The organism is Sulfurimonas sp. HSL-1656 (genome assembly GCF_039645585.1).
GTDB classification, from domain to species: domain Bacteria; phylum Campylobacterota; class Campylobacteria; order Campylobacterales; family Sulfurimonadaceae; genus Thiomicrolovo; species Thiomicrolovo subterrani.
Genome location: NZ_CP147915.1, coordinates 879,827 through 906,588, shown reverse-complemented (window position 1 = coordinate 906,588; position 26,762 = coordinate 879,827). Strand labels below are relative to the sequence as shown.

Here is a 26,762-nt window from a genome sequence, read left to right as displayed (position 1 = left end):
TTTTTCTCCTCTGTTTTTCCCGCAGTAACGGGCATATTTTTGATGCCATTTTAACCTATGTAGGTTATGATTGAATTATGCGACACTACCGATCGGAAGCGGCGGGCAGCCCCCTGCCGGATACCTTTTCACTGCTGAGCTGGAACGTCCACAAAGAGATGGGGCGTCCCCCCTTTGACAAAACGCTCCAGTCGCTCCTGGCCACCGGCAGTCCCGAACTGATCCTTTTCCAGGAGGCCGTCCTCGATGCACGCACGGCGGACCATTTTCCGGGCTACAACGTCTCCGCCGCCATTAACATCGACCTCCGCCACCGCCAATACGGTGTTCTGACCGCGGCCCGCTGTCCTATTCACGATACCGTCGGCCTCAAAACCAACCGCCGCGAGATGCACATCGCCACCCGCAAAAGCATGCTCATTACGACCCACCCTTTTGAAGACGGGGGCGAACTCACGGCCGTCAACCTTCACGCCATCAATTTCGTCTCCGCCGCCGTCTTCGTTGAAGAGATCGAGCGGCTGCGCGTCGTACTGCAGCAGCGAACGGGGGCGCTGATCGTCACGGGCGATTTCAATACCTGGAGCCGCAAACGGATGGAGTACCTGGAGCACTTTGCCGCGGCCGTCGGGCTCCTGCCCGCCGCCTACATTAACGGCCACCATATCAAGCAGCGTTTTTCCAAACCCCTGGACCATCTCTACTACCGCGATGTGACGCTATTAGCCGCCGAAGCCGTGGATACGGGCCGGGTTTCGGACCACAACCCCATCCTGGCCACTTTCAAGCGTTAACCTACTACCCCCAGTACCGGCCGCCAGAAGAGATAGGCGATCAAGACGATCAGTATGATGCCGACAAGATTGAACAGAAGGCCGTACAGGGCCATCGTCCGTATCGGGATGACCCCGCTGGACATCGCGATGGCATTGGGCGGAGTCGCGATGGGCAGCATGAACGCGTAGCTCGAACAGATTGTCGCGACCATCATGAAAAGGGTCGCATCCAGCCCCGTCTGCTGCGTCACCGCGTAGATGACCGGCAGCATGATGGAGATCAGTGCCGTATTGGAGGTGATCTCCGTCGTAAAGGTGATCAGCGCCGCAACGATCAACATGAGGTAGAGCGGTGCCAGGTAGCTGTAGTCGACAAGATACTCCGCCACCCTTCCCGCCAGGCCCGTTTCGGAGAAGGCCTTGGCGATGGCAAACCCCGCCCCGAACAGGAACATGATTCGGTAAGGGATCTTCGCCTTGTCCTCCTGCCAGACCAGCAGGTTGAACGGGGGTGCGAAGAGCAGCAGACCCGCACTGAGCAGAATCACCGGTTCGCTCATGCCCAGCCCCTCCCACCAGGGACGAATGGGGGCATTCACGAGCAGCAGTACCACGAGTCCGCCCAGCAGCGCAAGGACCTTCTTCTGCTCCGGCGTCAGCGGCTTCTCCACCTCCGGGAGTTCCAGGCGGACGTCCCGGATCCCCAGCGCCAGGACCAGGGAGATGATGATAACCATGACGAGGGCCAGGGGGGCGACCATCCACATCCACTGTACAAAGGGGATCATCGCCATGCCGTGCTCTTCCATGACGCCCAGCAGGATCAGGTTCGGCGGGGTGCCGATCGGCGTCAGGATCCCCCCGATGCTGGCGCCGTAGGCGATGGCCAGCGTGAAGCGCATCTTCAGCCGCGGATCGTCGGAGAGGAAAAGCGCAATGGTCATCAGCAGCAGGGCCGTCGTCGTATTGGAGAGGATCGAGCTCATCACCCCCGAGGTCAGCGCCAGGGAGATGATGATCCCCCGCCCCGTCGCCGGGAAGATCCCCAGCATCTTCCGTGCAATCCAGATATGCAGGCCGCTCTTTTCGACCGCGATGGCGAGCATAAAGCCCCCCAGGAAGAGGTAGATGATAGGGTGGGCGTAATTGACGGTCGTGGCCTTTGTCGGCAGGATGTGCAGTGCGGGAAAGAGGACAATGGGCAGGAGGGAGACGACGCCCAGCGGCAGCCCCTCATTCGTCCAGAGCACCACCAGCAGCGTCACCACTCCGACCAGGGCCGCCTGGACCGGTGAAAGCAGCAGGAGCGCAGTAGTGTAAAAAAGCAGTGCCGTCCCTACGGCCCAGACAATCTTGACCGTCGACGCCTCCATGCGCTATCTCGTCAGCAGATCGTTGAGGCTCTCCCGGGGGGCTTTGCCCTCCAGGATTTCATACACCTCCGTCGCGATCGGCAGGTAGACCCCGCTGCGCTGCGCGATGCCGTGCAGGGCGTAGGCCGTCCCGATCCCCTCCGCCACTTCGCCGAGTTCCTCGACGATCTGCTCTTTCGCTTTGCCTTCGGCCAGCCCCAGGCCGACACGGTAGTTGCGCGACAGCACGGAGCTGGCGGTGAGGAAAAGGTCCCCGGCGCCGCTGAGGCCGAGGAAGGTCTCATCCCTCGCCCCGTAGGAGAGGCCGAAGCGCCGCATTTCGATCAGGCCGCGGGAGATCAGCGCCGCCGCGGCGTTGTTGCCGAGCTTCAGCCCCGCGCAGATCCCCGCGGCGATCGCGATGACGTTTTTATAGCTGCCGCACACTTCCGCCCCGGCGATGTCGTCGTCGGTATAGGTGCGGATGAACTCGGGAAACGCTTCGGCGAACCCCATGGCCGTCTGGGCATCCGTGCTGCTGACGACCAGTGCGGTCGGCAGCCCCTGAATCACCTCCGCCGCAAAAGAGGGGCCGGAGAGGAATGCAATGTTCTGGTCGGGGACGTAGGGGGCGAAGATTTCATTGAGGAAACGGCCGCTCTGCGCTTCGATCCCCTTCGCGGCGACCAGCACCTTCTGGTCGTTATAGCGGAAGTGCTCCTTCAGCCATGCGCCGACCTGCTGTGCCGGGATCGCCATGACGAGGTACTCGCGCTGCAGCGCCGTCTCCAGGTCGACGAAATTGGGAACATCCCTTGAGTGCCGAGACGTGATGACCACGTCGTTTTCCCCATTCTCCCCCAGTGCGAACGCCAGGGCCGAGCCCCATTTACCCGCTCCGATGACTGCGATCCGTTTCACATACCCCTCCGACTTCCTCTTCAAATGCCTTGATCTCCTTATCGTAGCCTATCACGACTAAAACATCCCCCGCATTCAGCAGGTGGTTGTAGCCTTTGGCCGTAAAAATAAACGACTCGCTCATACGCTGGTCCACGACGGCCAGGACGATGATGTCCCGCTGCGTCGATTCGAGCAGTTCGTTGATATGACTGCCGACCGCGGATGACTGCTCCGAGAGGACAATCTGGGCGACCTTGAGCTCCATCTGCGTATCCATGAGCGCTTCAAGCAGCCGCGTGATCACCGGCTTCTCCAGCCGCTCGATGATCAGGTTCGCCGTCGTCTGCAGTTCGGCAATGACCTTGTTGGCACCGGCCAGGCGGAGCTTGGAAGAATTCTCCTGCGTCGTGGCCAGGGCGACGATCACGGCATCGGGGAATCGGTCGCGCAGCGAGAGGGTCAGGAAGACGTTTTCCGCCTCGCTCTCAAGGGCGCAGATGATCCGCGTCACGGCGAGGTCAAAGGAGAGCAGATCGTCCCAGTTGTCCTCGAGGTCCGCGAGGTGCGCCTCGAGCCCCGCGGCCTGCGCCTGCTCGACATCACTGTTGTTGAGCGCATAAACGACGATGCGCGGGCAGGTGTAGCGGAGCTGCTGCGCGATCTCCCGCGCAAATTCGTTGTACCCGAAAAGAATGATGGCATCCATGGTCATGTGCGCACCGCCTTGTGAAGATCGATGCGGTACTCATGCAGCATCGCATTCTCCCCTATGACGACCAGCAGGTCCCCCTCGCCGAGGGCGAAATCGGACGCAGGGTTGAAGACGAAACGCTGCTCGCTGCGCGACTCGACGCCGAGCAGGATGATGCGCCCTCCCCTGATTTTCAGATCCTGCACGTTCTGTATGAAACGGGCCATCCGCTCGTCGACGAGGATCTCGTCGATCACGACACCGGAGTGCTCGGCACGCAGCGCATGCAGCGCCTCGAACGCAATGGGCTGGTCGCTGTATTCGCGCGACAGCTGCCCGATCAGCTCCTGGGCGTAGACGATGTCGTTCACCCCGGCACTCTCCAGTTTGCGGCGGTGTTTTTTGTCATGGAGCAGGGAGAGGATCCGCAGCTCTTTGTTCATCGAACGCATCGTCAGTGCCGTATAGACGTTTTCGACATCGGTATCGCCGAGCAGGATGACGGCCCGGATCTGCCGTACGGGGTCGATGCCGAGCTGCCCGATCGATTCCAGGCTGGCGGGGTCGAACGCCAGGGCCAGGTCATGATGCCGCCGCGCTTCGGCGATCTTCGATGCATCGGCGTCGAGGATGACCACCTCCCGGCCCATCCGGCGGAGTTTGGAGGCCGTCTGCTGCGCCACCGTGCCGTAGCCGCAGATCAGGTAGATGTGCTTCAGTTTCTGCAACTCCTGGATCAGCTTCCCGTCGCGGATATCGTCGAGCTTCTCGGTGAAGGCCGACACGACGATCGAGGTTGCGAAGGCAAGGACGGCCACCCCGGAGACGATGACGATCAGTGCCACGATCTTCCCTTCGCCGCTGACGGGGACGACATCGCCGTACCCCACGGTCGAGATCGTCACGACCGACCAGTAGAGCGCGTCAAAGAGCGTGTTGACCTTGGAGTCGGGGTTGAGCGCCTCCATGACGTAGATCATCACCGAGGCAACGAAGATGATGAGGCCGACGAAGGTAAACAGTGTCAGCAGTTCGAACTTCTTGCTGGCCAGAATCGCCCCGAAATGGTGCATGTTCTGGGCGTAGCGGAAGAGCTTGAAGACCCTGAAGATAATGAAGAGGCGCAGCAGCCGCAGCTCGTGGAAAAACGGCATGATCGCCAGCAGGTCGATGATGGCTGCCAGGGAGCTCATGTAGCGCCACTTGGCGTACAGCGCCTTCATCACGGCCCTGCCGACACGGAAGTTCCGCTGCAGCAGCACATCCTTCTCGTACTGGTCGATAATAATGCGCGCACTGTCGCTGCTGACCCAGAAGCGCATCAGGTATTCGATCAGGAAGATGAAGGAGATGATGTAGTTGTTGAAAACGGCCAGGAAATCATTCTGCTGGAACTTGACGTCGCGGATAAGGATGAAGACGCTCGAGAGGATCAGCACCATCATAAAAAGGTCGAAGTAACGCTTGTAGCGGTACCCGGCGTTGTTCATCAGGTTGTCGACATGGTGGCGCGAGCGGCGCAGGCCTTCGGAGGACTCCAGAGCATAGGCACTGTCGACAAGCGCCCTGGAGAAGAGGTTCACGGTATCAGCCCAGCTTCTGCTTGAGGATATCGTTTACCGCCTGAGGATTCGCGCTGCCTTTGCTAGCTTTCATCACCTGGCCGACAAAGAAACCGAAAAGCTTGTCTTTGCCGCCGCGGTACTCTTCGACCTTGGCCGGGTTCGCCGCAAGGATCTCATCGACCATCGCTTCGATGGCCCCCGTATCGCTGACCTGTTTGAGGCCCAGTTTGTCGATCGTCGCATCGACGCTCTCGTCGTTTTCCATCAGGTAGTCAAGCACCTCTTTGGCCGCTTTGCCACTGATGGTGTTGTCTTCGATACGTTTGACGATAAGGCCCAGTTTGTCGGCATCGACCGGCGAAGTGGCAACCGTGACGCCGCCCTTGAGACGCCCCAGAAGCTCTACGGTGAGCCAGGTGACGGCATTCTTGGCGCTGATGCCCTGGGAGAGCATCTTCTCGAAGAAGTTGGCCATCTCCAGCTCGGCGGTAATGACGCTCGCATCATACTCGCGCAGGCCGTGCTCTTTGACGAGGCGCTCGCGCTTCTCGTCCGGCAGTTCGGGGATCTGCGTCGCGGTCTCGTACATCGCGTCGTCGACGACGACCTTGAGGAGGTCCGGTTCGGGGAAGTAGCGGTAATCCGCCGCCTCTTCCTTGCCGCGCATGGAGCGGGTCTCCTGCTTCGCCTGGTCGAACAGGCGGGTCTCCTGGACGATCTCCTCGTCATAGACGCCGTCTTCCCAGGCATCGATCTGGCGCTGGACCTCCATCTCGATCGCTTTCTGGATGAAGCGGAAGCTGTTGATGTTCTTGATCTCGACACGGGTATAGAGCTTTTCGTCCCCTTTGGGGCGGATCGAGACGTTGACGTCGACGCGGAAGGAGCCCTCCTGCATGTTCGCATCCGAGATATCAAGGTAACGTACGATGGAGTGCAGCTTTTTGAGGTAGAGGATCGCCTCGTCCGCCGAACGCATGTCCGGCTCGGAGACGATCTCGACGAGCGGCGTACCCGCACGGTTGAGGTCGACTTTCGAAACCGCGCCGTCGTGGATGTTTTTACCGGCATCCGCCTCGATGTGGGCGCGGTTGATGCGGATCGTCTTGTGGGAGCCGTCTTCAAAGTCGATCTCGAGCTTTCCGTGCTCGACGACGGGCGTATAGAGCTGCGTGATCTGGTACGCGCTCGGGCTGTCCGGGTAGAAGTAGCTTTTGCGGTCGAAGAAGCTGGTACGGTTGATCGTCGCATCGATCGCGGTCCCGAACATTACCGCCTTGTGAAGCGCGCCTTTGTTGAAGACCGGGAGTGCACCCGGGAGGGCCAGACAGGTGGGGCAGGTGTTGACGTTCGGACGGTCGTTGAAACTGGTGGGACACGAACAAAAAAGTTTGGTTTTCGTATTGAGCTGGACGTGGACTTCGAGTCCGATAATCACTTCGAACAAAAGGATTCCTTGGCTGAATTTATAAAGTATCTGATCGATGCAAAACCGGCAGCACCGGCGGCGCGGACCGCGCTGATCTGATCGGGGCTGACGATGCCCCCCAGCGCGATAACAGGTAGGTCAATTTTACCCGCTGTTTCATTTAAATCGTCTAAACCTTTGGGCTCCCCTTTGCCCGGACTCTCGAAGATCGGGCTGTAGGTCGCGGCATCGGCCCCCTCGGCCGCCGCATGCGCCAGTTCGACGGGGCTGTGCGCGGAAATCACGGTAAAGAGCCCCGCTTCTTTCGCCCCTTTGATCGCGTCGAACTGCGTCGACGTCAGGTGCACGCCGTCCGCCCCCAGGGAAAGTGCCAGGGCCGTATCTTGATGCAGGATCGCTTTGACCCCGTGCGCCCGGCACCCATCGACGAACACGGCGGCAAACCGCGCATAGTCCGGATTCGCTTTATCCCGGTAGAGTGCATAATCGACGCTATGGGCCTCAAAGAGCGTTTCAAGCCGTTTGGCGAAGGCGCCCGGGGTCGCGGCGCCGTAACAGCCGTCGGTGATCAGGTAGGCGAAAAAAGGCATGCGTTCACGCCTCCTTTTCAAGCAGCTCCGCGATCCGCTGCAGCAGTTCGGTCTGGCGGCGCTGGTTTTCGACACGGTCTTTATAGAGGTTGAGCCCTTCGAGCATCAAAACGGCGCAAAGTACCAGAAAAACAAACAGGATGGTGGCGAGCAGTGCGATGGAGAAACCGAAGATGGCGGTAATATTGAAGACAAGCCAGGAACCCAGCACCAGCAGGGCCCAGGCAAAGCCGAGCAGGAAACTCAGAAGCGTATCAAACGTGCTGCGTTTCATGCGGCATTGCGGAAGAAATTAGTGGGATTCTTCGTGAAGCGTCACGGCCCCGCCAAGGTAAACGTAGGTCAGCATCATGAAGATGAATGCCTGCAGAAGCGCCATGAATGACAGCAGCGCGAACGGGATCATCGGCAGCAGCCACGGGGCGAGCATCAGCATGACCATCAGGAACATGTCGTCCCCTTTGACGTTACCGAAAAGACGGAAGCTAAGCGAAACGATACGGGAGATGTGTGAAACGATCTCGATCGGGAACATCAGCCATGCGAGCCACCAAACCGGCCCCATGAAGTGTTTGAAGTAGGCGACAACACCGTTGCGGCGGATACCTTCAAAGTTATAGTAGATGAATACGATCAGCGCCAGCGCCAGCGTAAAGTCCAGGAATGCGGACGGTGCTTCAAAGCCCGGGATAACCCCGATCAGGTTGGCAATACCGATAAAGAGACCCAGCGTCGCGACGAGCGGCAGGTAGCGCATCGCTTTTTCGCGGCCCATAACGTCCGAACCCATTGCAACGACACCCTGGAGGTACGCTTCCATCAGGTTCTGTGTGCCCCCCGGGACGACTTTGAGGTTCTTGGTCGCCATTTTGGCAAGCATAATAACGATCAGTGCTGTCAGCAGCATATGCGACATAAAGAGGTAGGCGTGATTTTCGCTGATCACACCGAAGAAAGTAAAGAGTTCACCCACGAGAATTCCTTCGATCAAAATAGTTGTGCGATTATAGCCCTCTTCGCATTAAAAGAGCCTAAGCCAATGCCCGAAGCGGCGGCTTGTCGCCGGAAAAAGCCGCCAAGAATGGGCAGTATTGCGCCATTCGGGCACCGGTGATGCATAAAAAGCGTTCAAAGCTCCAGCCGTACCACCGCTTTGCGTGCTGCCGCGGTGTCCAGTGCAATCTGCGCCTTCAATGCCTCCAGCGAAGGGAATTTTTCGTTGCCGCGCAGCCGCCGGACGAAACTGACATCGATCTGTTCCCGACAGACGATCTCCCCGTCGAGCACGTGTGTTTCCACGGCAAAACTGCCGTCGGTGGTGACACGGTGGCCGATAAAGGTGACGGCGGGATGGTAGTGCTCCTCGCCGTCGAGGCGGGCGAGGCTCGCGTAGACCCCCTCTTTGGGGAGCAGAAAGCCGTCGGTGAGCATGTTGACCGTCGGCACGAGCTCTTTCTTTCCGATCCCCTGCCCGGCGACAACCCTGCCGCGGACGGTATAGTGGTGGCCGAGGAAGCGGTTCGCCCCGGTGATATCGCCGATGATCAGCTTCGCCCGGATCTTGTGCGAATGCACCGACTCGCCGCCGACGGTCACTTCGTCAATCACCTGTACCTTGCCGCCGAACGCCTTTGTGAGGTCCGCATGGGAGAACCTGCGGTCGCGGCCGAACCGGAAGTCATACCCCACGACGATCTTTGAAAGTGCCGGGAAACGTTCCAGAAGATAGTCGACGAAACCCCGGTCGTCGAGCATACGGATATCGTCAAGGGGGAGGTAGACGATGGGGTGTGACGTGAAATGTTCCCGCTCGCGACCCGGGGTCAGGTTGGCGTATCCCGTCTCGATCACGACGATCGCCCCCGCTTCGCCCAGGGCGTTGAAAAGGTGCTGATGCCCTTCGTGCATCCCGTCAAAGCCCCCGATGGCGACGGCCTCAACCTCTTTCAAAGCAGTAGCATGTCTCACTGTTCCCCTCCTTGCCCGTGATTGCGGCCTGTTCCTTCACACACAGCCGCCAGCCCCGCGCCGCGCAGGCCGCTTCGAAATCCGCCATCGCCTTCGCTATGGCCGCCTGGTCCGTGACGACCCCCTTCCTGTCCCGCGCCGCGTCGCGGCCGACCTCGAACTGCGGTTTGAAGAGCAGCACGATCCAGTGCGCTGCGAGCCGCTCCACGTCATCGAGGATATGGTGCAGCGAAATGAACGAGACGTCGCTCGTGACAACGTCATAGGACCGGCCCGGCGCGAAACGGCGGATATCGGTCTGTTCGAAGCTCCGGACGCGGGGGTCCGCCTTCACCTCCGGGTGCAGCTGGTCCCTGCCGACATCGACGGCATCGACCGCTGCCGCACCCGCTTCGAGCAGCACCTGGGTGAATCCCCCCGTCGAAGCGCCGATATCGAGCGCATACATCCCCCTGACGTCAAACGGCAAGGATGGCAGGAACCCCTTGAGCTTCAGCGCCGCGCGGCTGACATAGGGCATGGCTTCGGTCACCGCTACCTGCTGGGACGTTACGTCGAAGGCCGGTTTCGTCACGACGCTGCCCTCGACGGTGACACTCCCGGCTTTGACGAGCTGCTGCGCTTTCGAACGCGTCGGTGCCAGGCCCGCTTCGACAAGGTAGTGGTCAAGACGCACTAAAAAAGCACCTGGATGCCGACATAGGCACTCCCGAGACTCATATCATAGGATGTCCCGTTCTCGTCCATCCCGAACTGGTAGAAGTCATACCCCGCGTTGACCGTGATCCACTCCAGCGCCCGGACACCGACGCCGATGCCGTAGACGACCGTCCCGGCCGAGCTGCTTTTGCGCTCGGGGCGGCTCTGGTCCCAGTAAAGCTCGCCGGCGCCGAAACGCGCATAGAGGTCGATCCGTTCGTTAAAGACGGGGTAGTGCCCCGTCACGGCGGCCGACAGCACTTTGAAAGTCTCCCGGGAGGTTTCGCCTGTTCCCGTACGCCCGTCGAACGCCCCGAACTGGGCATAATCAAGCGAGACGGAAAGGTAGTTATTGATAAACGCCCCCGCGCCGAAACGGTACTGTGTCACGCTGTCGGTCGTAACCTCCGCACGGCGGCTGTCGTCGTTGTAGCTGCCCACGCCCGCCCCCGCTTCCAGGTAGGGGCCGCTGCGCTCGGCAGCGCACAGCAGCGTCGCCGCAAGCAGCATGCCTGCGCTTCTCATCCCCGCCTCCGCAGGTATTTGAGTTCAAAGAGCTCCGGCGGCAGGGCCCGGTCGAAATAGAACCCCTGCAGGGCATCGCACTCCATCGTCTTGAGCAGTTCCAGCTGTTCCAGCGTCTCGACCCCCTCTGCGACGATCTGCAGCCCAAGACTGTGCCCCATTTTGATGATCGCTTCGGCGATGGAGCGGTCATCGGGGTTTTCCACGATGTCGCGTACAAGGAGCTGGTCGATCTTGAGGGTATCGATCTTGAAACGCTTGAGGTACCCCAGCGACGAGTAGCCGCTGCCGAAATCATCCATGGCCAGCCTGACCCCGGCATGTTTGAGCCGTTCGAGCTGTACGACCGTCTCCTCGGCAAACTGCATCAGGTAGGTCTCCGTCAGTTCCAGTCCGATGTAGTCGCGCGCCAGGGCGCTGCGGTTGAGGATCTCCGTCAGGCGGGTCACATCTTTTTCATTGATATGTCGGCCGGAGATATTGACCGAGAGCGGGATGATCCTGTTGATCGCCATCGCATGCCAGCGCCGCAGGTCGGCAATGACCTGGATCAGCACGATCTCGTCGATCCGCGAAATCAGTCCGGTCTCTTCGGCGAAGGGGATGAATTCGCTGGGCAGCAGCAGTCCGCGTTCGGGGTGTTGCCAGCGCACAAGGGCCTCCGCCGCGCGGATACTCGTGCCGCTGCCTTCGAATACGGGCTGGTAGTAGACGACGAACTCGTTGTTGCTGATCGCTTCGCGCAGCTCCTTCTCCAGCACCAGGCTCTTGAAGCTCTGTTCGCTCATCTGCGGCGTGTAGAAGCGGATGTGGTCCTGGGCCTGTTTCGCCTGGTACATCGCCGTATCGGCATGCTTGAGCAGGCACTGGGCATCCTTCCCGTCAGCCGGGAACATGGCGATGCCGACGCTGCCGTAGATATGGAAACGCTGCTCGGCCAGCTGGAACGGTTCGCTGAAAGCATCGATCAGGCGCTGGGCCTTTTCCAGGACCTCATCCCTGTCCTCATCCTCTTCGAACAGGATGACGAATTCGTCGCCGCCGAAACGCGCCACCGTATCCTCGTTGCGCACGTTCTCGCCGAGGCGCTTCGCCACCTCCACCAGCAGGCGGTCCCCGGTGGCGTGCCCGTAGGTATCGTTGAGGAATTTGAAGCGGTCCAGGTCGATGAAAAAGAGCGCCGCGCCTTTTCCCGTGCGTTCGGAACGGGCGATCATGTGTTTGAGCCGCTCTTCGAGCATCACCCGGTTCACCAGTCCCGTCAGCGGGTCGTGAAAGGCGAGGTAGCTCAGTTTTTCCCGGTGCTGTTCCCGTTTGAGGACGATGCTGACGATCCGGGCACCCACCATGAGCAGCATCTTATGGAACAGGGTCGGCGTACGCGCTTCAAACGAGGTCAGGGCGAATGTGCCGACCGTCTTTCCCTCGAGGACCACCGGCAGGGACCAGCAGGCATTAAGCCCGAACTTCTGCGCAAGCTCCAGCACGTTCTGCCAGCGCTCGTCGGTGCTGATGTCGCAGACATACTGCGGTTCGTTCCGCAGCAGCGCATTGGCGCAGGAGCCGTTGCGCGGACCCGGGAGTACTCCGTCGAGCGTCCCGATCGCCCCCTTTGGGAGCGACGGCGCCGCCTCGACGTAGAGCTTGCCGTCATCGGTATTCAGCAGCATGATCGACGCGACGCTGCCCGGGACCATCTTCTCCTGCAACCGGCAGAGCTCCTCGAGCACCGCCTCTTTGCTTGCATCTTCGGCCACCTTTTCCAAGATGGCATTCTGGAGTTCCAGGATCTCCTGGTAATCACCGACGATAATATTTTCTGTGGGGCTTTTCATGCGTCTATTGTAGCATCTGTTTCATCGCATCTTCCGTAAGCGCCGTCACTCCGAGCGCAACCGCCTTGTCATACTTGCTGCCGGCGTCCTCGCCGTAGATGAGATAATCCGTTTTTTTCGACACGCTTCCCGCGACCTTCGCCCCCAGGGTCTCCAGCTCAATTTTGATCTCCGGGCGGGGACGGCTCATCGTGCCGGTGAGCACGACCGTTTTCCCCTTGAAGGGGTTCTCCGCCGCTTCAACCCTTTGTGCCGGAGCCGCCGGCTCTACGACGCCGCGCAGCGCTTCAATCTGTTCCCGGTTGACCCGGACAAACTCCAGGACCGACGCCGCCATCTCCCCGCCGAAACCGTCAATGGCGAGCAGCGCCTCCTCCGTCGCATCGGGAAAATCCAGACCGAAGGTGTCGCAGAGCTGTTTCGAAGCGACCTCACCGATATGCTCGATTCCCAGCCCGTTCACGAAGCGCCAGCACGCCGTCCCTTTGCTCTTTTCGATGGCGTCGAGCAGGTTCTTGCTCTTTTTCTCTTTGAACCCGTCGAGTTCCAGAAGTGCACCCAGGGAGAGGCTGTAAAGGTCGATCACCCCCCTGACCAGCCCGGCTTTGAAGAGCGCTTCGACGATCTTGTCGCCGAGCCCGTCGATGTTCAGGCACTGCTTGGAGGCAAAATAGATGATGGCGTTGACGACCCGCGCTTCGCACGAGAGGTTCTGGCACTTGATAAGCGCCCCTTCATCCAGCAGTTCGCTACCGCAGACCGGGCAGTGCTCCGGGCGGGCCAGCGCCTTTTCCGTCCCGTCGCGCCGCTCGGGGATGACCTTGATGATCTTCGGGATGACGTCGCCGCTGCGCAGGATGATGACGTGGTCGCCGATATGAATATCCTTGCGCGCGATCTCGTCGAAGTTGTGCAGGGTCGCACGTTCGACGACGACCCCCTCGATATCGACAGGTTCGACGACGGCCACCGGGGTAACGACGCCCGAACGCCCCACCTGCAGGATAACGTCGCGGACCCGGGTCATCTTCTCGACCGCCGGGAACTTGTACGCCACCGACCAGCGCGGGTTCTTGACCGTAAAGCCCATATCCTCCTGGGCCTCGACCTGGTCGACCTTGATGACCATGCCGTCGAGCATCATCGCAAAATCGTCCCGGGTCGCTTTCATCTCCTCGTAGATCGCCTCGATCTCGTCGTAGCCCGCGCAGACGCGGTGCAGCGGCGGCTTGCGGAAGCCCAGGGCGTAGATCCACTCCATCCGCTTGCTCAGCAGCGGGATGTCAAGAGTGTTCTCGCCGATACCGTAGGGGAGGAAAACGAGGTTCCGCGCCGCGGTGATCTTCGGGTCGAGCTGGCGCAGGCTGCCGGCAGCGGCGTTGCGGGGGTTGGCGAAGAGCGCTTCGCCCTGCGCCTCCCGTTCGCGGTTGATGGCGTCGAACTCCTCTTTGAAAATGACGACCTCGCCGCGGATCTCGATACGCCCGTCATAGTCGATGGCGAGGGGGACGCTGCGGATCGTTTTGACGTTCTGCGTCACCTCTTCGCCGATGCTGCCGTCGCCGCGGGTGATCGCCTGCACGAGGCGGCCCTCCTCGTAGATGAGGTTGAGACTCGCCCCGTCGAACTTCGGCTCGCAGTAAAAGGTGACGTTGTCGGCGAGCTTTGCGACCCGTTCCAGCCACTTCTGCAGCCCCTCGGCGTCAAAGATATCCTCCAGGCTCCACATGCGGCTGCGGTGGGCGGCTTTCTCGAACCCCTCCAACGCTACGCCTCCGACCCGCTGCGTCGGCGAATCGGCCAGCGTCTGCTCCGGGTGCGCCGTTTCATACGCCAGGACGTCGTGATAGAGCCTGTCGTACTCTTCGTCGCTGGCAATGGGATTGTCGAGGACATAATAGTGGTAGGCGTAGCGGTTCAGCAGCGCCACACTTTCGCGGTAGGTTTCAGCCGTCATATCGTGTTGCTCTTTTTTTACAGGATTATAACGAAGGTTGTTGAGAGTAAAGGGGTCACAGGCAGGCCGAAAAGAATACAATATGCATTGAGATACGCAAGTTTACAAAGGAGGCGGTATGACACACGATCTTCGCCTGAATGTTGAAGAGATGGATACGGCGCACGAGCGTTTTCTGGAGATGCTCGAGCAGCTTCAAAAGACGGAGGGCGGGATCGACACGGCGCTTTTCAGGGAATGGATCGACGAAACGAAACGCCACTTCGCCGAAGAGGAGAAGCTGATGATGAAGTACCTCTACCCCGAACGCGAAACCCATACCGGCGACCATGAACAGCTTGTCGACGAGATGGAGTCTTTTTTTGCCATGATCACGACGATGCCGCCGATGGCACGCTCCTTTATCGAGGGCTACGCCTACGACAAATTCCGCCGCCATACGATGTTCTACGACCTCGACCTGGCGAAGTTCCTCGCCAGCAACGAAGCCGGCTGAGCCCGACGGCTCCCCGTACCCCGATACCATCCGGGGTACATTCATACCCCCCTCCTCTGACATCTCCCCAGCTTCCGGTCTCTTTCGTCAAGATGACGGTATTCACTTTTGCGATATCGCGCACCACAGCGCCGATACCATGGCATTAAATATAATTATTTTTTATGATTTTACCCATGGAAATTAAGTAATCTTCTTTTATGCTGTTCCCGTGCTCGGCATCCTAGTTCTCTTCGTTTCCATGGCACGGGGCGGCAGTTCGACCCCCCTTGACGTTTTTCCTTGGATGAAGAGTGTACTTGCGTGTCGCAGATTCGCATACGCACTGTACGGATCTGCGGCCTACTGGAACTGAAAGGTGACTCATGAACAGACGAAAGTTTCTCTCTACAAGCACGATCGCGCTTTATTCGCTCCCTGCGATCAATCTCCTATCGGGCTGCGGCGGCTCCGGCGGCGGTACAGCCCTCTCTCCCATTGACCGGCGTGTCGCACTGCTGCAAACGGCCAAAACGCAGAACGACAGCACCGTGACCGAGATCGAAACCCTTTTGGGAAGCCTGACCGGGACCTATGCTCCCCCGCTGCTCTCAAGGACCCAGACAGCCCAGGCCGACATCAGCAGTTTCTTCGCCGCGACGACCCCGACCCTGCCTGCCTCTTCCCCGCTCAATGCGCTGTTTTTCCAGAGCGATGAAACGGAATCGATGTGGCGAAAATACGAAACCTACGGCAGCCTCGCCCACCAGCAGTTCGGCCACCAGTACGTCAAACTGCTGGCGAGCATGCGTCTTTTTGACTACAATAACCGCCTGCAGGAACCGTCACAGAGTACCCCGGCAGCTGCCGTCGCTTCAGCGCATTATCGTACCGCGGCGGACACCCCTTCGGAATTCAGCGATTTCGACAACCTCCTCACCAAACTGAAAGCGGCGGCCGGCGATGCGCTCCAGTACATCTTCGATGCCATCCGGATCGCCATGAACGGCTTTTTCAACTACCTCAAAAGCCTCTTTGACAGCAACGACGCCCGGGCCCTCCTTTACGCCACCCTTACCTTCTTCGCCATTGACAAACTGCTCAAGATCATTGCGGAAAAAACGGCAGCCGATCTGAGCTTCGAAAGCAATAGCGACACCCTGCTGAGTTTTGCAAAGATGGCGATCGCCGCGGTGGCCCTCATGGGGCTTTTTTCCCTCGACAAACTGGCTTCAGCCGGTACGGCGGCGGCATCCCCCGCGTCGACCGGCACAATGACACCCGATGAGACCCTGCAGATGGAAGCGTTCCTCGGATCGGTTTCCGTGCAAAGCGCCCTGGTGACGCTGATGTTCAAGGTCGTCGGCGGCGCCGTCGGAGAGATCATCGGCACGACGAAGACGCACACCGAAGCGCTGCTGGCGTCGCTTCAGGACGGCTATGACCCTACGACCGAGCACTACACGCTCGACACGGAGCAGCTGGCGTCGATCGATACCCTCAAAAAGCGTTCCGTCTCCCTCTCGGTCATTTCCGTCGTCGTGCGGCAGCTCTTCACGATGCTGAGCGCGCATGCGGTCACGACAGAGGGGGTCGTCCAGGAGGGGTTTGCCGAAGGGAGCGATGCCGAGACCTTCGTCACGCTGTTCGGTTCCGGCGCCCTGCCGCAGACGGATGCCTTCACGGTCTATACCCGTGAGATGCAGGGGATGTTGACGACAGGCACCCTCTCTGCGACGGACAACACCGGTTATTTCGATCAGCTCCGCGACCTTCTGGACGGCAATGCCTCCTGGCGCGACATCTTCGACCTTATCGCCACGATGTCCGTCACCTTTTCGACCCAGGCGGCCGATTTCGCCTCCCAGACGGAAACCGATGCCTTTGCCTTTGCATCGCACCTGGCGGACCTCGCCTACACTTTTACCGCCCAGACGGCAAGCGACGCCTACGACTTTGCCACCCATATGGCCGACCTCGCCTACAGCTTTACGATGGATATCGAGGAGGATGCCTACCAGTTCGCGATGAAAGGGATGGAGTTCGGCTACCTCTTCGCCTCCCGCGGCGAGGAGGTGGGGGTCATGGCCGACCGGATCCTCTGGATGGCCGTGCAGATCGGACAGATGGCCGACCGGATCGGCGAGATGGCCGACCGGATCGTCTACACCGAACAGCTGATCGTCTATACGGAGATGCTGATCCTCGATTTCGGGCTGCTGATCTATGACGGGATGAAAACGATCACCAACCTGATGCTGACGGGGATGGCGCTCATCCTCGACCGTGAATGGTATACGCCGGTGGCAGAGGACCAGATCGTCACCGTCGTGGCGGGTACGATGGAGCAGATGATGGCGAACATGCAGGAGTATGCCCTGGCGGTACTGGAGAATCAGAGCCTCCTGCGCGAGATCACCCTCAGCGCGCTGGAGTGGGTCGGCAATCATACCGGCCAGACGGCAGATACCAATGCGACGGTGTGACATGCAGTGGCACCGTACAGCCGCCCTGCTGGCCTGGGCCGGAATCAGCCTGTTCGCTTCGGAGAGCGCTGAAGCCATCTATGCGAAAAGCGCCAAACTCTTCTCGTTCGGCAACCTGCGTTTCGACGTTGCGATGACCGTCGAAAACGAGGGCAACCGCCAGGAACGCTCTTTCATGGTCGCCGAACGGCAGTCGGGCGACGCGTCGTCACTCCTGATCCGCTTCCGCTCCCCGCAAAACATCAAGTGCACGGCCATACTCATCGAACGGGAGCAGGAGAGCAGCAGCAACGCCATCTACTTCCCCGCCCTGAAACGCGTGCGGATCATCCCCGAACAGGAAGAGGAGAGCGAAGCCGTCGGCATGGGGATCTCCTACGCCGAACTGGACGCGAAAAAAGGGACGTTCGAGCCGCTGGAGGAGACGCTGCTTGAGGGTAACGCCTGTTACAAGGTGACACTGAAGCGAAACGGGAACCGCTCAATCTACTACATCGACCCCGTGACCTCCGTGATCAAAAAAGTCGAGATCTTCAAAGGTCCTCAGCTGCAGCGGATCGTCAATATCGACGAAGTAGACCGCTTTGATGAACAGCTGCTCATTACCCGCTGGCAGGTCAACGACCTCATCAAGTCCCGGAAGCTGACCTACAGGGTTGACACCCAAAGCGTCTCACGCGATATCAAACAGGGGCTTTTTTATCACAACCGTCTTCACCGCTGCGCCTTCTGACTTCACCCGCAGCGGGTGAAGTAGCGCTTCAGCAGTATGGGCAGCAGGTAGACCACGACGGCAAGGTTTGCCGCGAGCAGGCTCCCCACTTCCAAACCGAACTGACGCAGCATCGTACCGCCGAACAGCATCCCGGCCAGCCCGATCAGCATCGTCATATTCGACACGATGATCGGGCGGAGGACGTTGCCGATGCACGCATGCCCCTGCTGCTTGATACAGATGAAAAGATGGATGACCGAATCGGTGACAAGCCCGACGAACAACACGGTGCCAAGCAGGGTGATCATGGTGAAATCCATCCCTAAAAGACGGTGCACGCCCGCGAGCAGAAGCAGTGAAAGCAGCGGGGACACAAGGACGATGATGCTCTTCCATGTCCGGCAGTAAAAAAGAAAAAAGAGTACGACGAAACCGAGTGAGATGCCGACACCGGCAAAAAACTCCCCGGCGAAACGTTTCAAAAAATGTTCAAAATCGGCGATCTTTCCCAGAACACTGACCGAGAAATCGTCCGAGCCCTCACCGATCGCCCGGAGCCGTTTGACCATGGCGGTGATGGCATACGAAGGGGTCGTGATCGGAATGCTCAGCGTCATATAGGTGTCGCGCTGATCCGGGCTCAGCAGCGGCAGGCCGCCGTCGAGCCACTCCAGGGCGAGCAGGTACTGGGCATAGGCATCGGGCGTCGCATCAACGAGCGGTGCGTCTGCAAAACGCTCATACCCCATCGGAAGGCTCCCCAGCAGCCTCCCGGGGACCGCTTCGGTAATGCGCTGCATCACTCCGGCGAGTGCCCGGGCCTTTTCGACATCGGAAAAGTCGCCCTTTTTCGCATGTAAACGGACGACAAAAGGCAGTGTCGGCAGATGGACGGACTCAAATGCCGCAATGCGCTTGTACATCGCCATGGTCGGCTGCATAAGGTTCAGAGGGTTCAGATCTATCGAAGGCGTTTTTACGCAAACGAAACTGCAGGCGACAATAAGCGTGCCGAGAAGCAGCATCCCCTTTTTCAACCAGGCACCCTCCGCCTGCCACCGCCTGCGCCAGCCGAACACGAAACGCACCGGCCCGAACAGATAGATCCGGCCGATGAGATAGCCGTAGAGCACCCCGAGCCCGAGCAGCATCATCTTCCCGAAAGTGCTGATGAGCCCAAACTCAGAACCATAAAGGAAGAGACTGCTCAGTGCGGTCGTGGCGACCGAAAGAGTGATGCCGAATGCCAGCTGATGTTTGCTGATCTCCCCCGAATGAAGATAGTTGAAAAGGGTCAACGCATAAATGACGAGGAAAACGACCGCCAACAGTGCCGCGGGATCGACGGCGACACCGCGGGCCACCAAAACGGCAAGCAGTGATACCGTAAACGCCCCGATCTCGATCAGAATGTTCAGCAGGTATTCCAGCGATGTCAACAGCCAAAGCAGCAGAAGCAGGAACGGGGCTATCGCAGAGACATAAAACACCATGTCATCGAAAAAGCCCTGCAGCAGCAGCGCGCCGACGACGGCGGTGCCGCTGTGCGGATAGGCGCTTACCTGTGCGAGGACGGCGTTCTGGTTTTCCCGGCTGAACGTGATCAGGTGGAGTCCCTGGGCGTCGATGCGGTAATAGTCCGTGATCAGCCCATCCGAACGCCATACGGGTAGGGGCGACTCCTCTGGGAGTGCCGTAAAAAGGTACTGCCGGTCCGGCGTGAACCACTGCTGCTGCACCGCCGAAGCAGGCGTACCTGGAAAAAAACGGCTCCAATCCACCGTACGGACCTCGACCTGCCGCATCAGGGCCGCGCCGAACAGCAGCAGTATCAGCAGTGCACCCGTTTTCAGCGCGAGCTTCAAAAGGTCGCCCTCAGGGTGAACCCGACGGTGTTGTACGCTTTGTCGTCCGAGTGGTAAAGGGCGTGCAGGCCGACCTCAAAGGCACCCCGGCTCAACACAAGGTTCGGGAGCATCACGGCGGTGGCATTGCCCGCATACCACCCCGTGATCAGGTAATGGTCGAAGCGTACGGCCACACCCCGGTACACGGCCAGGTCAAACCTGTTCAGCAGCATCGTCGCCAACACACTCTCGCGGTACTGTTTGAGGTAGCCCCACTGTACCTCCAGGTCGAAGTAGGCGTCCCCGGCCTGGCGATCCAACCCGAAACCGAGCATGCTAAGCGGTGTAAAGCTGTTGAGTACCGGTACCCTGTCGCGTACGCTCGCTTCGGCGCGAACGCCGTAACTATTGACCGTCCCCTCGGCATACAGGGCAAACTGGTTATACCGAAAGCCTCTTACCCCCTTGATGGGATTGAGGTCCGGCTGGTCCAGGTAGGCTCTGAGTGCTTCCCCGGTGCTTTCGCCGTCCGCAAGCGCGTCAATCATCGCCAACAGCTGCTCGTCGACCCGGATATAGGGCACTTCCGAATAGCGGTTCGTCCAAACGGCAGCGAACGTGGCCCCGTCGCTGCTGCGCTCAAAAAGTGCCTGAAACGTGCTATTCCCGATGGCCAGGGCGCGTTCATTGTATTGTGAATCGATATCACTTTTGAGCGCAGGACTGATGCTGTCTCGGTACAGCGGGAGGAAAACCTCCTGGTAGACCGCTGCCCCCTCCGCGCTGTTACGGCTGAGTTGTTCGAAATAGGCGGGGAGGTAGCTGTCAAGCAGAAAGCCCACATAGGTCGAGAGGTAGCTCTGTGTGCGCCCGTCGTAGGGCTGAAGGGTCAGTCTGACCAGGGAGGAATCCCCGACGAAGTAGGAGAGCTCCGCCATCCACTGGGGTATCCTGCGGAGATTGATATTCGTGTCGTCGAAAAAGTCGACCCGTACCGGGTTGAGAATATCCAACCCGCTCAGATAGTCAAGCACCCCCGTTTTGGAAACGATTTTGCCGATTCTGACGTCGAAATCGTCCCCCCAGTAGACCAGGGCCGCCTGGTTGAGAGTCACGCCGCTGCCGTCATGCCCTTTGTAGAGCAGAAGCCCGCCGTCGATGCGGTACGACCCCTCCTCGTAATTCCCTTCGCTGAGTGTCAGAATATAGGGGCTGTTCGGGTAGGTAGCGCCGTTGTCGAGCTGCCGCACGATAAAGGATTGTTTGAGGGCAAGGCTGCCGGGCAGGCCGGTCGTCTGGGAGGAAATCTCTTTTCCGTCCAGCAGTGTACACCCCCCTATCACTCCCAAGGCCAGTGTCACGGCGACAAGACGGTTCACGGTAGACGTCACCTCTCCATCCGGCCCGGCAGCAAGGCGTTCCCGGGCCAAGTATATTAGAGGATATTATATCAGAGGTAAACGATTTTTGCCCCGAAACCGCCCAGCTGCGGGGGGGCGTCCTCGAAGCTTTTGACGCTGGGGTGCTCTTTGAGGAACTCTTTGACGGCATAGGCGAGTTTGCCCGTGCCGATGCCGTGGTAGATGATCACCTCGTCCCACCCCTGGATCAGCGCATCGGAGATGAAGACATCCATCTTCTCACGGGCCTGTTCGGCCCGCATGCCGTGCAGGTCGAGCTTGAGGCCGCCGCGTTTTTCGACCTTGTTGCTCACCTGCACTTTCGGTTTGGGAACCGCCGCCTTTCCGGCAGGCTTGAGCTCGTTGCGCCTCACGCGCAGCCGCATCCCCTCGACTTCGATCGTCGCCTCCTTCTCCTTCAGTGCGACGATGACGCCGCGCTGCTTGCGGTACTTGACGGCGTCGCCGACGTTGAACGCGACCGGGGTGCTCTTCTGCGGCGGCTCCTGCTTTTGCGGCAGCTGCCGGTTCGCTTCGTTCATCGCGCGGTGGATCGCCGCCGTATCCCCCGCCTTGGCCGCCTGCTTGGCGCTCTCGATCGCCTGCTGGAACTCGCCCCGCAGCCGGCGCTCCAGCCCTTCATACTCACGCCGCAGCGTTTCACGCTCCTCTTTGAGGGAACGTTCCCGTTCGTCGAGCTGTTCCAGACGCTCGTCCACCTCGGCATGCTTGCGCCGCAGCCCCCGCTCCAGTTCGCTGCCGCGCTCGATGAGAAGATTGAGCTTCTCGTGCTGCTCGCCGTAGACCTCTTTGGCCCTGTTGACGATCCCCTGGGCGATCCCGTAGCGCAGGGCCGTCTCAAAGGCGTAGCTCTTGCCGATGATCCCCTGCAGGAACTCGTAGGTCGGGACCCGGCGCTCCTCGTCGTAGACGGCCGCGACCAGTTCGACGTCGTCGCGGTCCGCCATCAGGGAAGCGAGCCGCTTGTGGTGGGTCGTGACGACGATCTTCTGGCCGCGCCGGATCAGGTCGTCGAGGATCACCTTGAACAGCGCCGCCGCTTCGTCGCTGTCCGTTCCCAGTTCGATCTCGTCGACCCCGACCAGCGCCGACTTACGCTCGAAGAGCCGGGAGAACTGCTGCATCCGCCCGGCGAAGGTGGAGATGTCGTTTCGGACGTTCTGGGGGTCGTCGATGACCGCTTCGATCTGTTTGAAGGAGCCGATGCGGGAGCGGTGGGGGTTAAGCTTCATCGGCAGCAGATATTTGGCCATCAGCGCCGCGGAAAGGATCGATTTGAGCAGCATCGTCTTTCCCCCCGCGTTGACCCCGGTGATCATCAGCACCGAGGCACTGAAGTCGAGGCTGACGGGTTTGGGGTTGGAGAGGGCGGGATGCTCGAACGACTCCAGGACGATGGCATCGCCCTGCTGTGCCGCGACGATATGCAGCCCTTTCGCACGGGCAAACAGCACGCGCGCCTGGTAGTGGTCCAGGCGGTCGAACTCTTTGTCGATAAAACCGATGAAGGGCTGCAGCTCGCGCAGCTGTGCCGAAAAGCCTTTGGCGTACTCGTAGTAACGGGCATCGCGCTCCTGGGTCAGGGCACGGATCTGCTCTTTGCTTTTGAGCAGGCTGTCGGGCGTCACATAGAAAAAGCCTGCCCCCGTCCGGCCCACGACGCTCCCTTTGAACACGGCGCCGAAACCGCCGCGCACCAGGAGGCACTCCTCGTCGTTGACATAGTGCACCTGGGTGTCGACGAGGTAGCTTCGCAGATTGTCCGCATAGAGCAGCCCTTTCATCTGTACCGCGATATCGCCCTTCTGCGCCTTGATCCGCTCGGCGATGGCATAGAGCTCCTCATCGAGTTCCTCTTTGAAGTGGCCCTTTTCGTCAAAGTGGCGTTCGACCTCTTTGAACGTATCCGGGACGATGACGGAAGCCATCCATTCGCCGATGATCCCCTCGAAGCCGCGGTTTCGCAGGGTGCGAAAGTAGCGCACGACCTTGATGAGCTCGAAGATCTGTTCGAAACTGAGCACCCCCTGCTTTTTCAGGTGGATCAGGATCGTGTCGAACGCAGTCGTTTTCGGCGGGGCGGGAAATTCGAGGGCGTCGAGGGCGCGGATGAACTGGTAGTGACGCCCCTGGTCACCTTCGATATAGAGGGGTTTTTTCCGGCTGAGAAAGCTCTCGATCTCGGCCACGTGGGCCTGCAGATCAAGCTGATCGAGCAGATGGCCGAATGCGCTCATCGGCACCCTGCGGCGTCGAAAATCTGCCCGGCATGGGGCGTCCCCGCGTGGGCGATGAAGCTCTGGGTCCCGACGCTGAGGGTAAAGGTACGATCATTGACCTCCACCCCCCTGCACTCAAGCGTCTGGTGCTGGTTGAACTTCAAAATGACGGCACGGACATGCTCCTGCTGCGCATCGACCGACTGGTTCCAGGCCACGCCCCCCGCGATGATCAGCAGCAGCACGCCGGCCATTGAGAGCTTCTGGCGGTGGGAGAGCTCGGTAAAGAAGTGCATCCCCGCATACAGCAGCGCGATGACGGCGACGATGTAGAGGTAACTCATTTTTCTCCCCGGAGCTGGTAGGTGATATCGCCGGCACCGAACCCGATGATCAGGCCCGATTCCAGCTGCTGCACCATTGTATCCTCTTTCAGGACCTCCAGGCCGCAGCCCCGGCGTTTAACCCGGTCGGCCAGCAGCGGGCTGTACGCGGCGAACACCCCTTCGAAATCGATGATGCGGGGCTCTTCCCCCGCCGCCCATACCGGCAGGATGATCAGGCGGTCCACCCCTTCGAAGCAGTGGGAAAACGCCTCGAGGTTATCGATGGTGCGGGAGTATTTGTGCGGCTGCCAGACGGCCGTCACCGACTCCAGGCCCAGCATGCGGGCGTAGGTCCGTGCCGATGCCATCGTCGCCGCGATCTCCGTGGGATGGTGGCCGTAATCGTCGATCAGCACGCAGCCGCCGCGGCTGTCGATGATATCAAAGCGCTTTTTGATCCCCCGGTATCCGAGGATACGTTCGCGTACCGTCTCGACCGGCATCGTCTCTGCCGCGGCAAGGATCGCCAGCGCCGCATCCAGGGCGATATGCTCGCCGAAGCCCCAGACGTCGAACGTCCCAAGCGCTTTCAGGCGGAAACGCGTATGCGGCTCCCCGTCGTGCAGCACGTATTCGACCTCGGAGATATCGCGGCTGGGATAAAGCCGGATCGCATCCCCTTCGATCGTCCCGAGAAATTCGTCTTCCGCGTTGATCACGCGGATCGCAGCAGAAGCGATAAAGCGACGGTAGGCGTCATAGAAGCGTTCGTAGTCGTACTCGTAATACTCCATGTGCTCCGGTTCGGCATTGGTCACGATGGCACAGTAGGGGTTGGAGTTGAGAAAACTGCCGTCACTTTCATCCGCTTCGAAAATGAGCCGTTCGTTCGTATCGTCGTACCGGACGTTGGAACCGAAAGCCTTGGACTCGGCCCCGATGATGGCGGAACCTTCCATGATCGCCGCGAGGATCGCCGAGGTCGTACTCTTGCCGTGCGCACCGGCCACGGCGTAGACCTCTTTATCCTGGAGAATGCGCAGCAGCGCTTCACGGCGCGGCAGCACCTCGATCCCTTTTTCCTGCGCCGCTATCACTTCGACATTGGTCGGTTTGATGATGGCCGAATGCACCACAAGGTCCTGATCCGTGATCGCGCTCGCGTCGTGGGGAATGGTAATGGCGATCCCTTTGGAGCGGAGCTGTTTGACGATACGGTTGTCGGCGATGTCGCTGCCGCTGACCGTGTTGCCCTTGTGGTCCATGTACTGCGCGAGACCGGAGATGCCGATCCCACCGATGCCGATAAAATGGATCTTCACGATTCGCCCGTCCCGTTCCCGTCGGTGCGGAACGCACTGATGTAGAAGGTCCCGTTGCGCTGGGTTGCTTCCAGGTCTGCCGCGTCATCCAGGAACTGTCCGAAATCGGGGAGCCGTTCTGCAAAGCCCTGGTGCTGCGTCATCGCCTCGGAAAAGCGCGCGTCGTCGCTGAGGCCCGCAAGGATCTCGAAGAGCGCCGCCGCATCTGACGCTTTGCCCGCGCTGTAGTGCTCGACGGCATACTCGTAAAGGGCCCGCAGCGTGGCGAAGTCCTTGACCTCGGTCATCTGCATACGGCGTGCGCTCCCCAGGGCGTCGGTCAGGTTTTCCAGCGCCAGGTCGAGAATGTTGGCGTAATAGGCGATCAGCGTCTGCTCGTCAAAACACTCGTTCGCTTCCTGCTCCAGCACGTAGAGGCCGGCGATATCCGCCGCCTCCTGCGCCTTGAGGATTTTTTCTTTCAGGGCTTCAGTCTTATCCATTCATCGCCTCCTTGATGCGTTCGAGCGCCATGCGCGTGCGTTCCGGGCTCTCGACGAGGGCGATACGGATACGCCCTCTTCCCGGGTTGTTGCCGTTGAGGTCGGTGCGTGCCAGGTATTCACCCGGCAGAACCTTCAGGTTGTAGTCACGGTAGAGCTTTTCGGTAAAGGCGATGGCATCGTCCACTTCCAGCCAAAGGTAGAAAGTCGCCTCCGGAACCTCCGTGCCGAGGATCTCCCGCGCGATCTCGAAGTTCGCACGGTAAACGGCCCGGGCCTCTGCGACATGGGCTTCATCCGCCCAGGCCGCCGCCGCGGCCGTCTGCAGCGGCAGCGGCGAGGCGCAGCCGATATAGGTGCGGTACTGGCGGTACCCTTCGAGGATCGTTGCATCCCCGGCTAGGAAGCCGCTGCGCAGCCCCGGCGCGCTGGAGCGTTTGGAGATGGAGTTGAGCGCCAGCACGTTCTTGAACGCCGTGTTGCCGACGGCGGCACTCGCCTCGAGGATGCCTGCCGGGGCTTCATGCGGATAGATCTCGCTGTAGCACTCGTCGTTGAGGAGGACGAAATCGTACTCCAGCGCCAGCTTGACCCATTCCCCGAGCTCTTCGACGGAGAGGCAGCTGCTGGTGGGGTTGTTCGGGAAATTGAGGATCACCAGGTTGCTGGCCCGAAGCACCGCCGGGTCGACCTGCGGTTTGAACCCGTTGGAGGCATCGAGGTTGAGGTAATTTACCTTCGCGCGGCTCGCGATCGCGGCCCCTTCATAGATCTGGTAGAAGGGGTTCGTAAAAGTCATGACCGGATCGGGCTTGTCGAACAGCAGGTACTGCGGGAAATTGAAAAGGACTTCCCGGGTCCCGAAGCTGGAGACGAGCTGATCGTTTGCCAGCGTCACCCCGAAACGGCGGGCGACGAAATCGCGCATGGCGCCGTTAAGGATCTCTTCGCCCGCCGTTTTCGGGTAACGGCGCAGCGTATCGGCACTGCCGCACAGCGCGTTGCGGATAAAGGCAGGGGTCTCGAACTGCGGCTCCCCGATGGTCAGTGTCAGCGGGGCGTAGGCACTGTTGGGCTCGATGGGATCGAGCAGGGCACTCAGTTTTTCGAACGGGTAGGATTCAAACTGCATTCTCGTCCTGATTTTTTTTGCTCTATTATACTTTGCGGCCCATTAGA

24 protein-coding genes are annotated in these 26,762 nt (G+C 60.0%); 4 read left to right on the top strand and 20 right to left on the bottom strand.

The genetic code is table 11. The annotated features are described in order from the left end of the window. Positions 1 to 77: 77 nt before the first annotated feature. Positions 78 to 794 carry an endonuclease/exonuclease/phosphatase family protein gene (locus WCX49_RS04575; RefSeq protein WP_345986401.1) on the top strand — a complete coding sequence of 239 codons (717 nt, stop codon included), beginning with the start codon at positions 78 to 80 and terminating at the stop codon, positions 792 to 794. On the opposite strand, the gene WCX49_RS04570 is transcribed toward WCX49_RS04575, so the two are convergent. The 13 genes from WCX49_RS04570 to ligA form a co-directional block, all read right to left on the bottom strand. Then, positions 791 to 2,149, bottom strand: coding sequence for an SLC13 family permease (locus tag WCX49_RS04570; RefSeq protein ID WP_345986400.1), 1,359 nt, complete (start codon positions 2,147 to 2,149; stop codon positions 791 to 793). The genes WCX49_RS04575 and WCX49_RS04570 overlap by 4 nt on opposite strands. Before the next feature lie 3 nt (positions 2,150 to 2,152). Continuing rightward, on the bottom strand, positions 2,153 to 3,049 hold the full coding sequence (locus WCX49_RS04565; RefSeq protein WP_345986399.1) for an NAD(P)H-dependent glycerol-3-phosphate dehydrogenase: 897 nt from the start codon (positions 3,047 to 3,049) through the stop codon (positions 2,153 to 2,155). Next, complete coding sequence (locus WCX49_RS04560) at positions 3,018 to 3,743, bottom strand: NAD-binding protein (RefSeq protein WP_345986398.1); 726 nt, start codon at positions 3,741 to 3,743, stop codon at positions 3,018 to 3,020. Before WCX49_RS04560 ends, WCX49_RS04565 begins: the two co-directional genes overlap by 32 nt. Beyond that, positions 3,740 to 5,305: an ion transporter gene (locus WCX49_RS04555; protein WP_345986397.1), complete on the bottom strand. Its 1,566-nt coding sequence runs from the start codon at positions 5,303 to 5,305 to the stop codon at positions 3,740 to 3,742. Before WCX49_RS04555 ends, WCX49_RS04560 begins: the two co-directional genes overlap by 4 nt. Before the next feature lie 4 nt (positions 5,306 to 5,309). Next, positions 5,310 to 6,734 carry an Asp-tRNA(Asn)/Glu-tRNA(Gln) amidotransferase subunit GatB gene (gene gatB / locus WCX49_RS04550; RefSeq protein WP_345986396.1) on the bottom strand — a complete coding sequence of 475 codons (1,425 nt, stop codon included), beginning with the start codon at positions 6,732 to 6,734 and terminating at the stop codon, positions 5,310 to 5,312. Next, positions 6,722 to 7,306: a thiamine phosphate synthase gene (locus tag WCX49_RS04545; RefSeq protein ID WP_345986395.1), complete on the bottom strand. Its 585-nt coding sequence runs from the start codon at positions 7,304 to 7,306 to the stop codon at positions 6,722 to 6,724. Before WCX49_RS04545 ends, gatB begins: the two co-directional genes overlap by 13 nt. 4 nt (positions 7,307 to 7,310) lie before the next feature. Beyond that, complete coding sequence (locus WCX49_RS04540) at positions 7,311 to 7,580, bottom strand: hypothetical protein (protein WP_345986394.1); 270 nt, start codon at positions 7,578 to 7,580, stop codon at positions 7,311 to 7,313. Positions 7,581 to 7,598: 18 nt separating this feature from the next. After that, on the bottom strand, positions 7,599 to 8,279 hold the full coding sequence (locus WCX49_RS04535) for a F0F1 ATP synthase subunit A (protein WP_345986784.1): 681 nt from the start codon (positions 8,277 to 8,279) through the stop codon (positions 7,599 to 7,601). 155 nt (positions 8,280 to 8,434) lie between these two features. Further along, positions 8,435 to 9,274: a bifunctional riboflavin kinase/FAD synthetase gene (locus WCX49_RS04530; protein ID WP_345986393.1), complete on the bottom strand. Its 840-nt coding sequence runs from the start codon at positions 9,272 to 9,274 to the stop codon at positions 8,435 to 8,437. Further along, entirely contained in the window at positions 9,243 to 9,950 is a 708-nt protein-coding gene (locus WCX49_RS04525) for a TlyA family RNA methyltransferase (protein ID WP_345986392.1), read from the bottom strand. Before WCX49_RS04525 ends, WCX49_RS04530 begins: the two co-directional genes overlap by 32 nt. Further along, entirely contained in the window at positions 9,950 to 10,498 is a 549-nt protein-coding gene (locus tag WCX49_RS04520) for an outer membrane beta-barrel protein (RefSeq protein WP_345986391.1), read from the bottom strand. Before WCX49_RS04520 ends, WCX49_RS04525 begins: the two co-directional genes overlap by 1 nt. Beyond that, on the bottom strand, positions 10,495 to 12,333 hold the full coding sequence (locus tag WCX49_RS04515) for an EAL domain-containing protein (protein ID WP_345986390.1): 1,839 nt from the start codon (positions 12,331 to 12,333) through the stop codon (positions 10,495 to 10,497). The genes WCX49_RS04520 and WCX49_RS04515 overlap by 4 nt, the downstream gene beginning before the upstream one ends. Positions 12,334 to 12,337: 4 nt before the next feature. After that, on the bottom strand, positions 12,338 to 14,290 hold the full coding sequence (gene ligA / locus WCX49_RS04510) for an NAD-dependent DNA ligase LigA (RefSeq protein WP_345986389.1): 1,953 nt from the start codon (positions 14,288 to 14,290) through the stop codon (positions 12,338 to 12,340). 118 nt (positions 14,291 to 14,408) lie between these two features. On the opposite strand from ligA, the gene WCX49_RS04505 reads away from it, so the two are divergent. The 3 genes from WCX49_RS04505 to WCX49_RS04495 all read left to right on the top strand — a co-directional run bounded on the left by WCX49_RS04505 (position 14,409) and on the right by WCX49_RS04495 (position 17,984). Beyond that, the gene (locus WCX49_RS04505) at positions 14,409 to 14,786 is read left to right on the top strand and encodes a hemerythrin family protein (protein WP_345986388.1); all 378 of its coding nucleotides are present in this window, start codon (positions 14,409 to 14,411) and stop codon (positions 14,784 to 14,786) included. A gap of 365 nt (positions 14,787 to 15,151) precedes the next feature. Further along, complete coding sequence (locus WCX49_RS04500) at positions 15,152 to 17,251, top strand: hypothetical protein (RefSeq protein WP_345986387.1); 2,100 nt, start codon at positions 15,152 to 15,154, stop codon at positions 17,249 to 17,251. After that, on the top strand, positions 17,238 to 17,984 hold the full coding sequence (locus tag WCX49_RS04495; protein ID WP_345986386.1) for an outer membrane lipoprotein-sorting protein: 747 nt from the start codon (positions 17,238 to 17,240) through the stop codon (positions 17,982 to 17,984). The genes WCX49_RS04500 and WCX49_RS04495 overlap by 14 nt, the downstream gene beginning before the upstream one ends. Positions 17,985 to 17,986: 2 nt before the next feature. Here WCX49_RS04495 and WCX49_RS04490 read toward each other — a convergent pair whose 3' ends face one another. The 7 genes from WCX49_RS04490 to WCX49_RS04460 are packed head-to-tail and all read right to left on the bottom strand — an operon-like array spanning position 17,987 to position 26,715. Further along, positions 17,987 to 19,831, bottom strand: coding sequence for a hypothetical protein (locus WCX49_RS04490; RefSeq protein WP_345986385.1), 1,845 nt, complete (start codon positions 19,829 to 19,831; stop codon positions 17,987 to 17,989). Further along, the gene (locus WCX49_RS04485) at positions 19,828 to 21,243 is read right to left on the bottom strand and encodes a hypothetical protein (RefSeq protein WP_345986384.1); all 1,416 of its coding nucleotides are present in this window, start codon (positions 21,241 to 21,243) and stop codon (positions 19,828 to 19,830) included. The genes WCX49_RS04490 and WCX49_RS04485 overlap by 4 nt, the downstream gene beginning before the upstream one ends. Positions 21,244 to 21,263: 20 nt before the next feature. Further along, complete coding sequence (locus WCX49_RS04480; RefSeq protein ID WP_345986383.1) at positions 21,264 to 23,471, bottom strand: endonuclease MutS2; 2,208 nt, start codon at positions 23,469 to 23,471, stop codon at positions 21,264 to 21,266. Further along, positions 23,468 to 23,797 carry a hypothetical protein gene (locus tag WCX49_RS04475; RefSeq protein ID WP_345986382.1) on the bottom strand — a complete coding sequence of 110 codons (330 nt, stop codon included), beginning with the start codon at positions 23,795 to 23,797 and terminating at the stop codon, positions 23,468 to 23,470. Before WCX49_RS04475 ends, WCX49_RS04480 begins: the two co-directional genes overlap by 4 nt. Beyond that, on the bottom strand, positions 23,794 to 25,101 hold the full coding sequence (gene murC, locus WCX49_RS04470; protein ID WP_345986381.1) for a UDP-N-acetylmuramate--L-alanine ligase: 1,308 nt from the start codon (positions 25,099 to 25,101) through the stop codon (positions 23,794 to 23,796). The genes WCX49_RS04475 and murC overlap by 4 nt, the downstream gene beginning before the upstream one ends. Continuing rightward, on the bottom strand, positions 25,098 to 25,583 hold the full coding sequence (locus tag WCX49_RS04465) for a hypothetical protein (protein WP_345986380.1): 486 nt from the start codon (positions 25,581 to 25,583) through the stop codon (positions 25,098 to 25,100). Before WCX49_RS04465 ends, murC begins: the two co-directional genes overlap by 4 nt. Further along, positions 25,576 to 26,715 (bottom strand): succinyldiaminopimelate transaminase, encoded by a 1,140-nt coding sequence (locus WCX49_RS04460; protein ID WP_345986379.1) that lies wholly within the window; start codon positions 26,713 to 26,715, stop codon positions 25,576 to 25,578. Before WCX49_RS04460 ends, WCX49_RS04465 begins: the two co-directional genes overlap by 8 nt. Between the last annotated feature and the right edge of the window lie 47 nt (positions 26,716 to 26,762).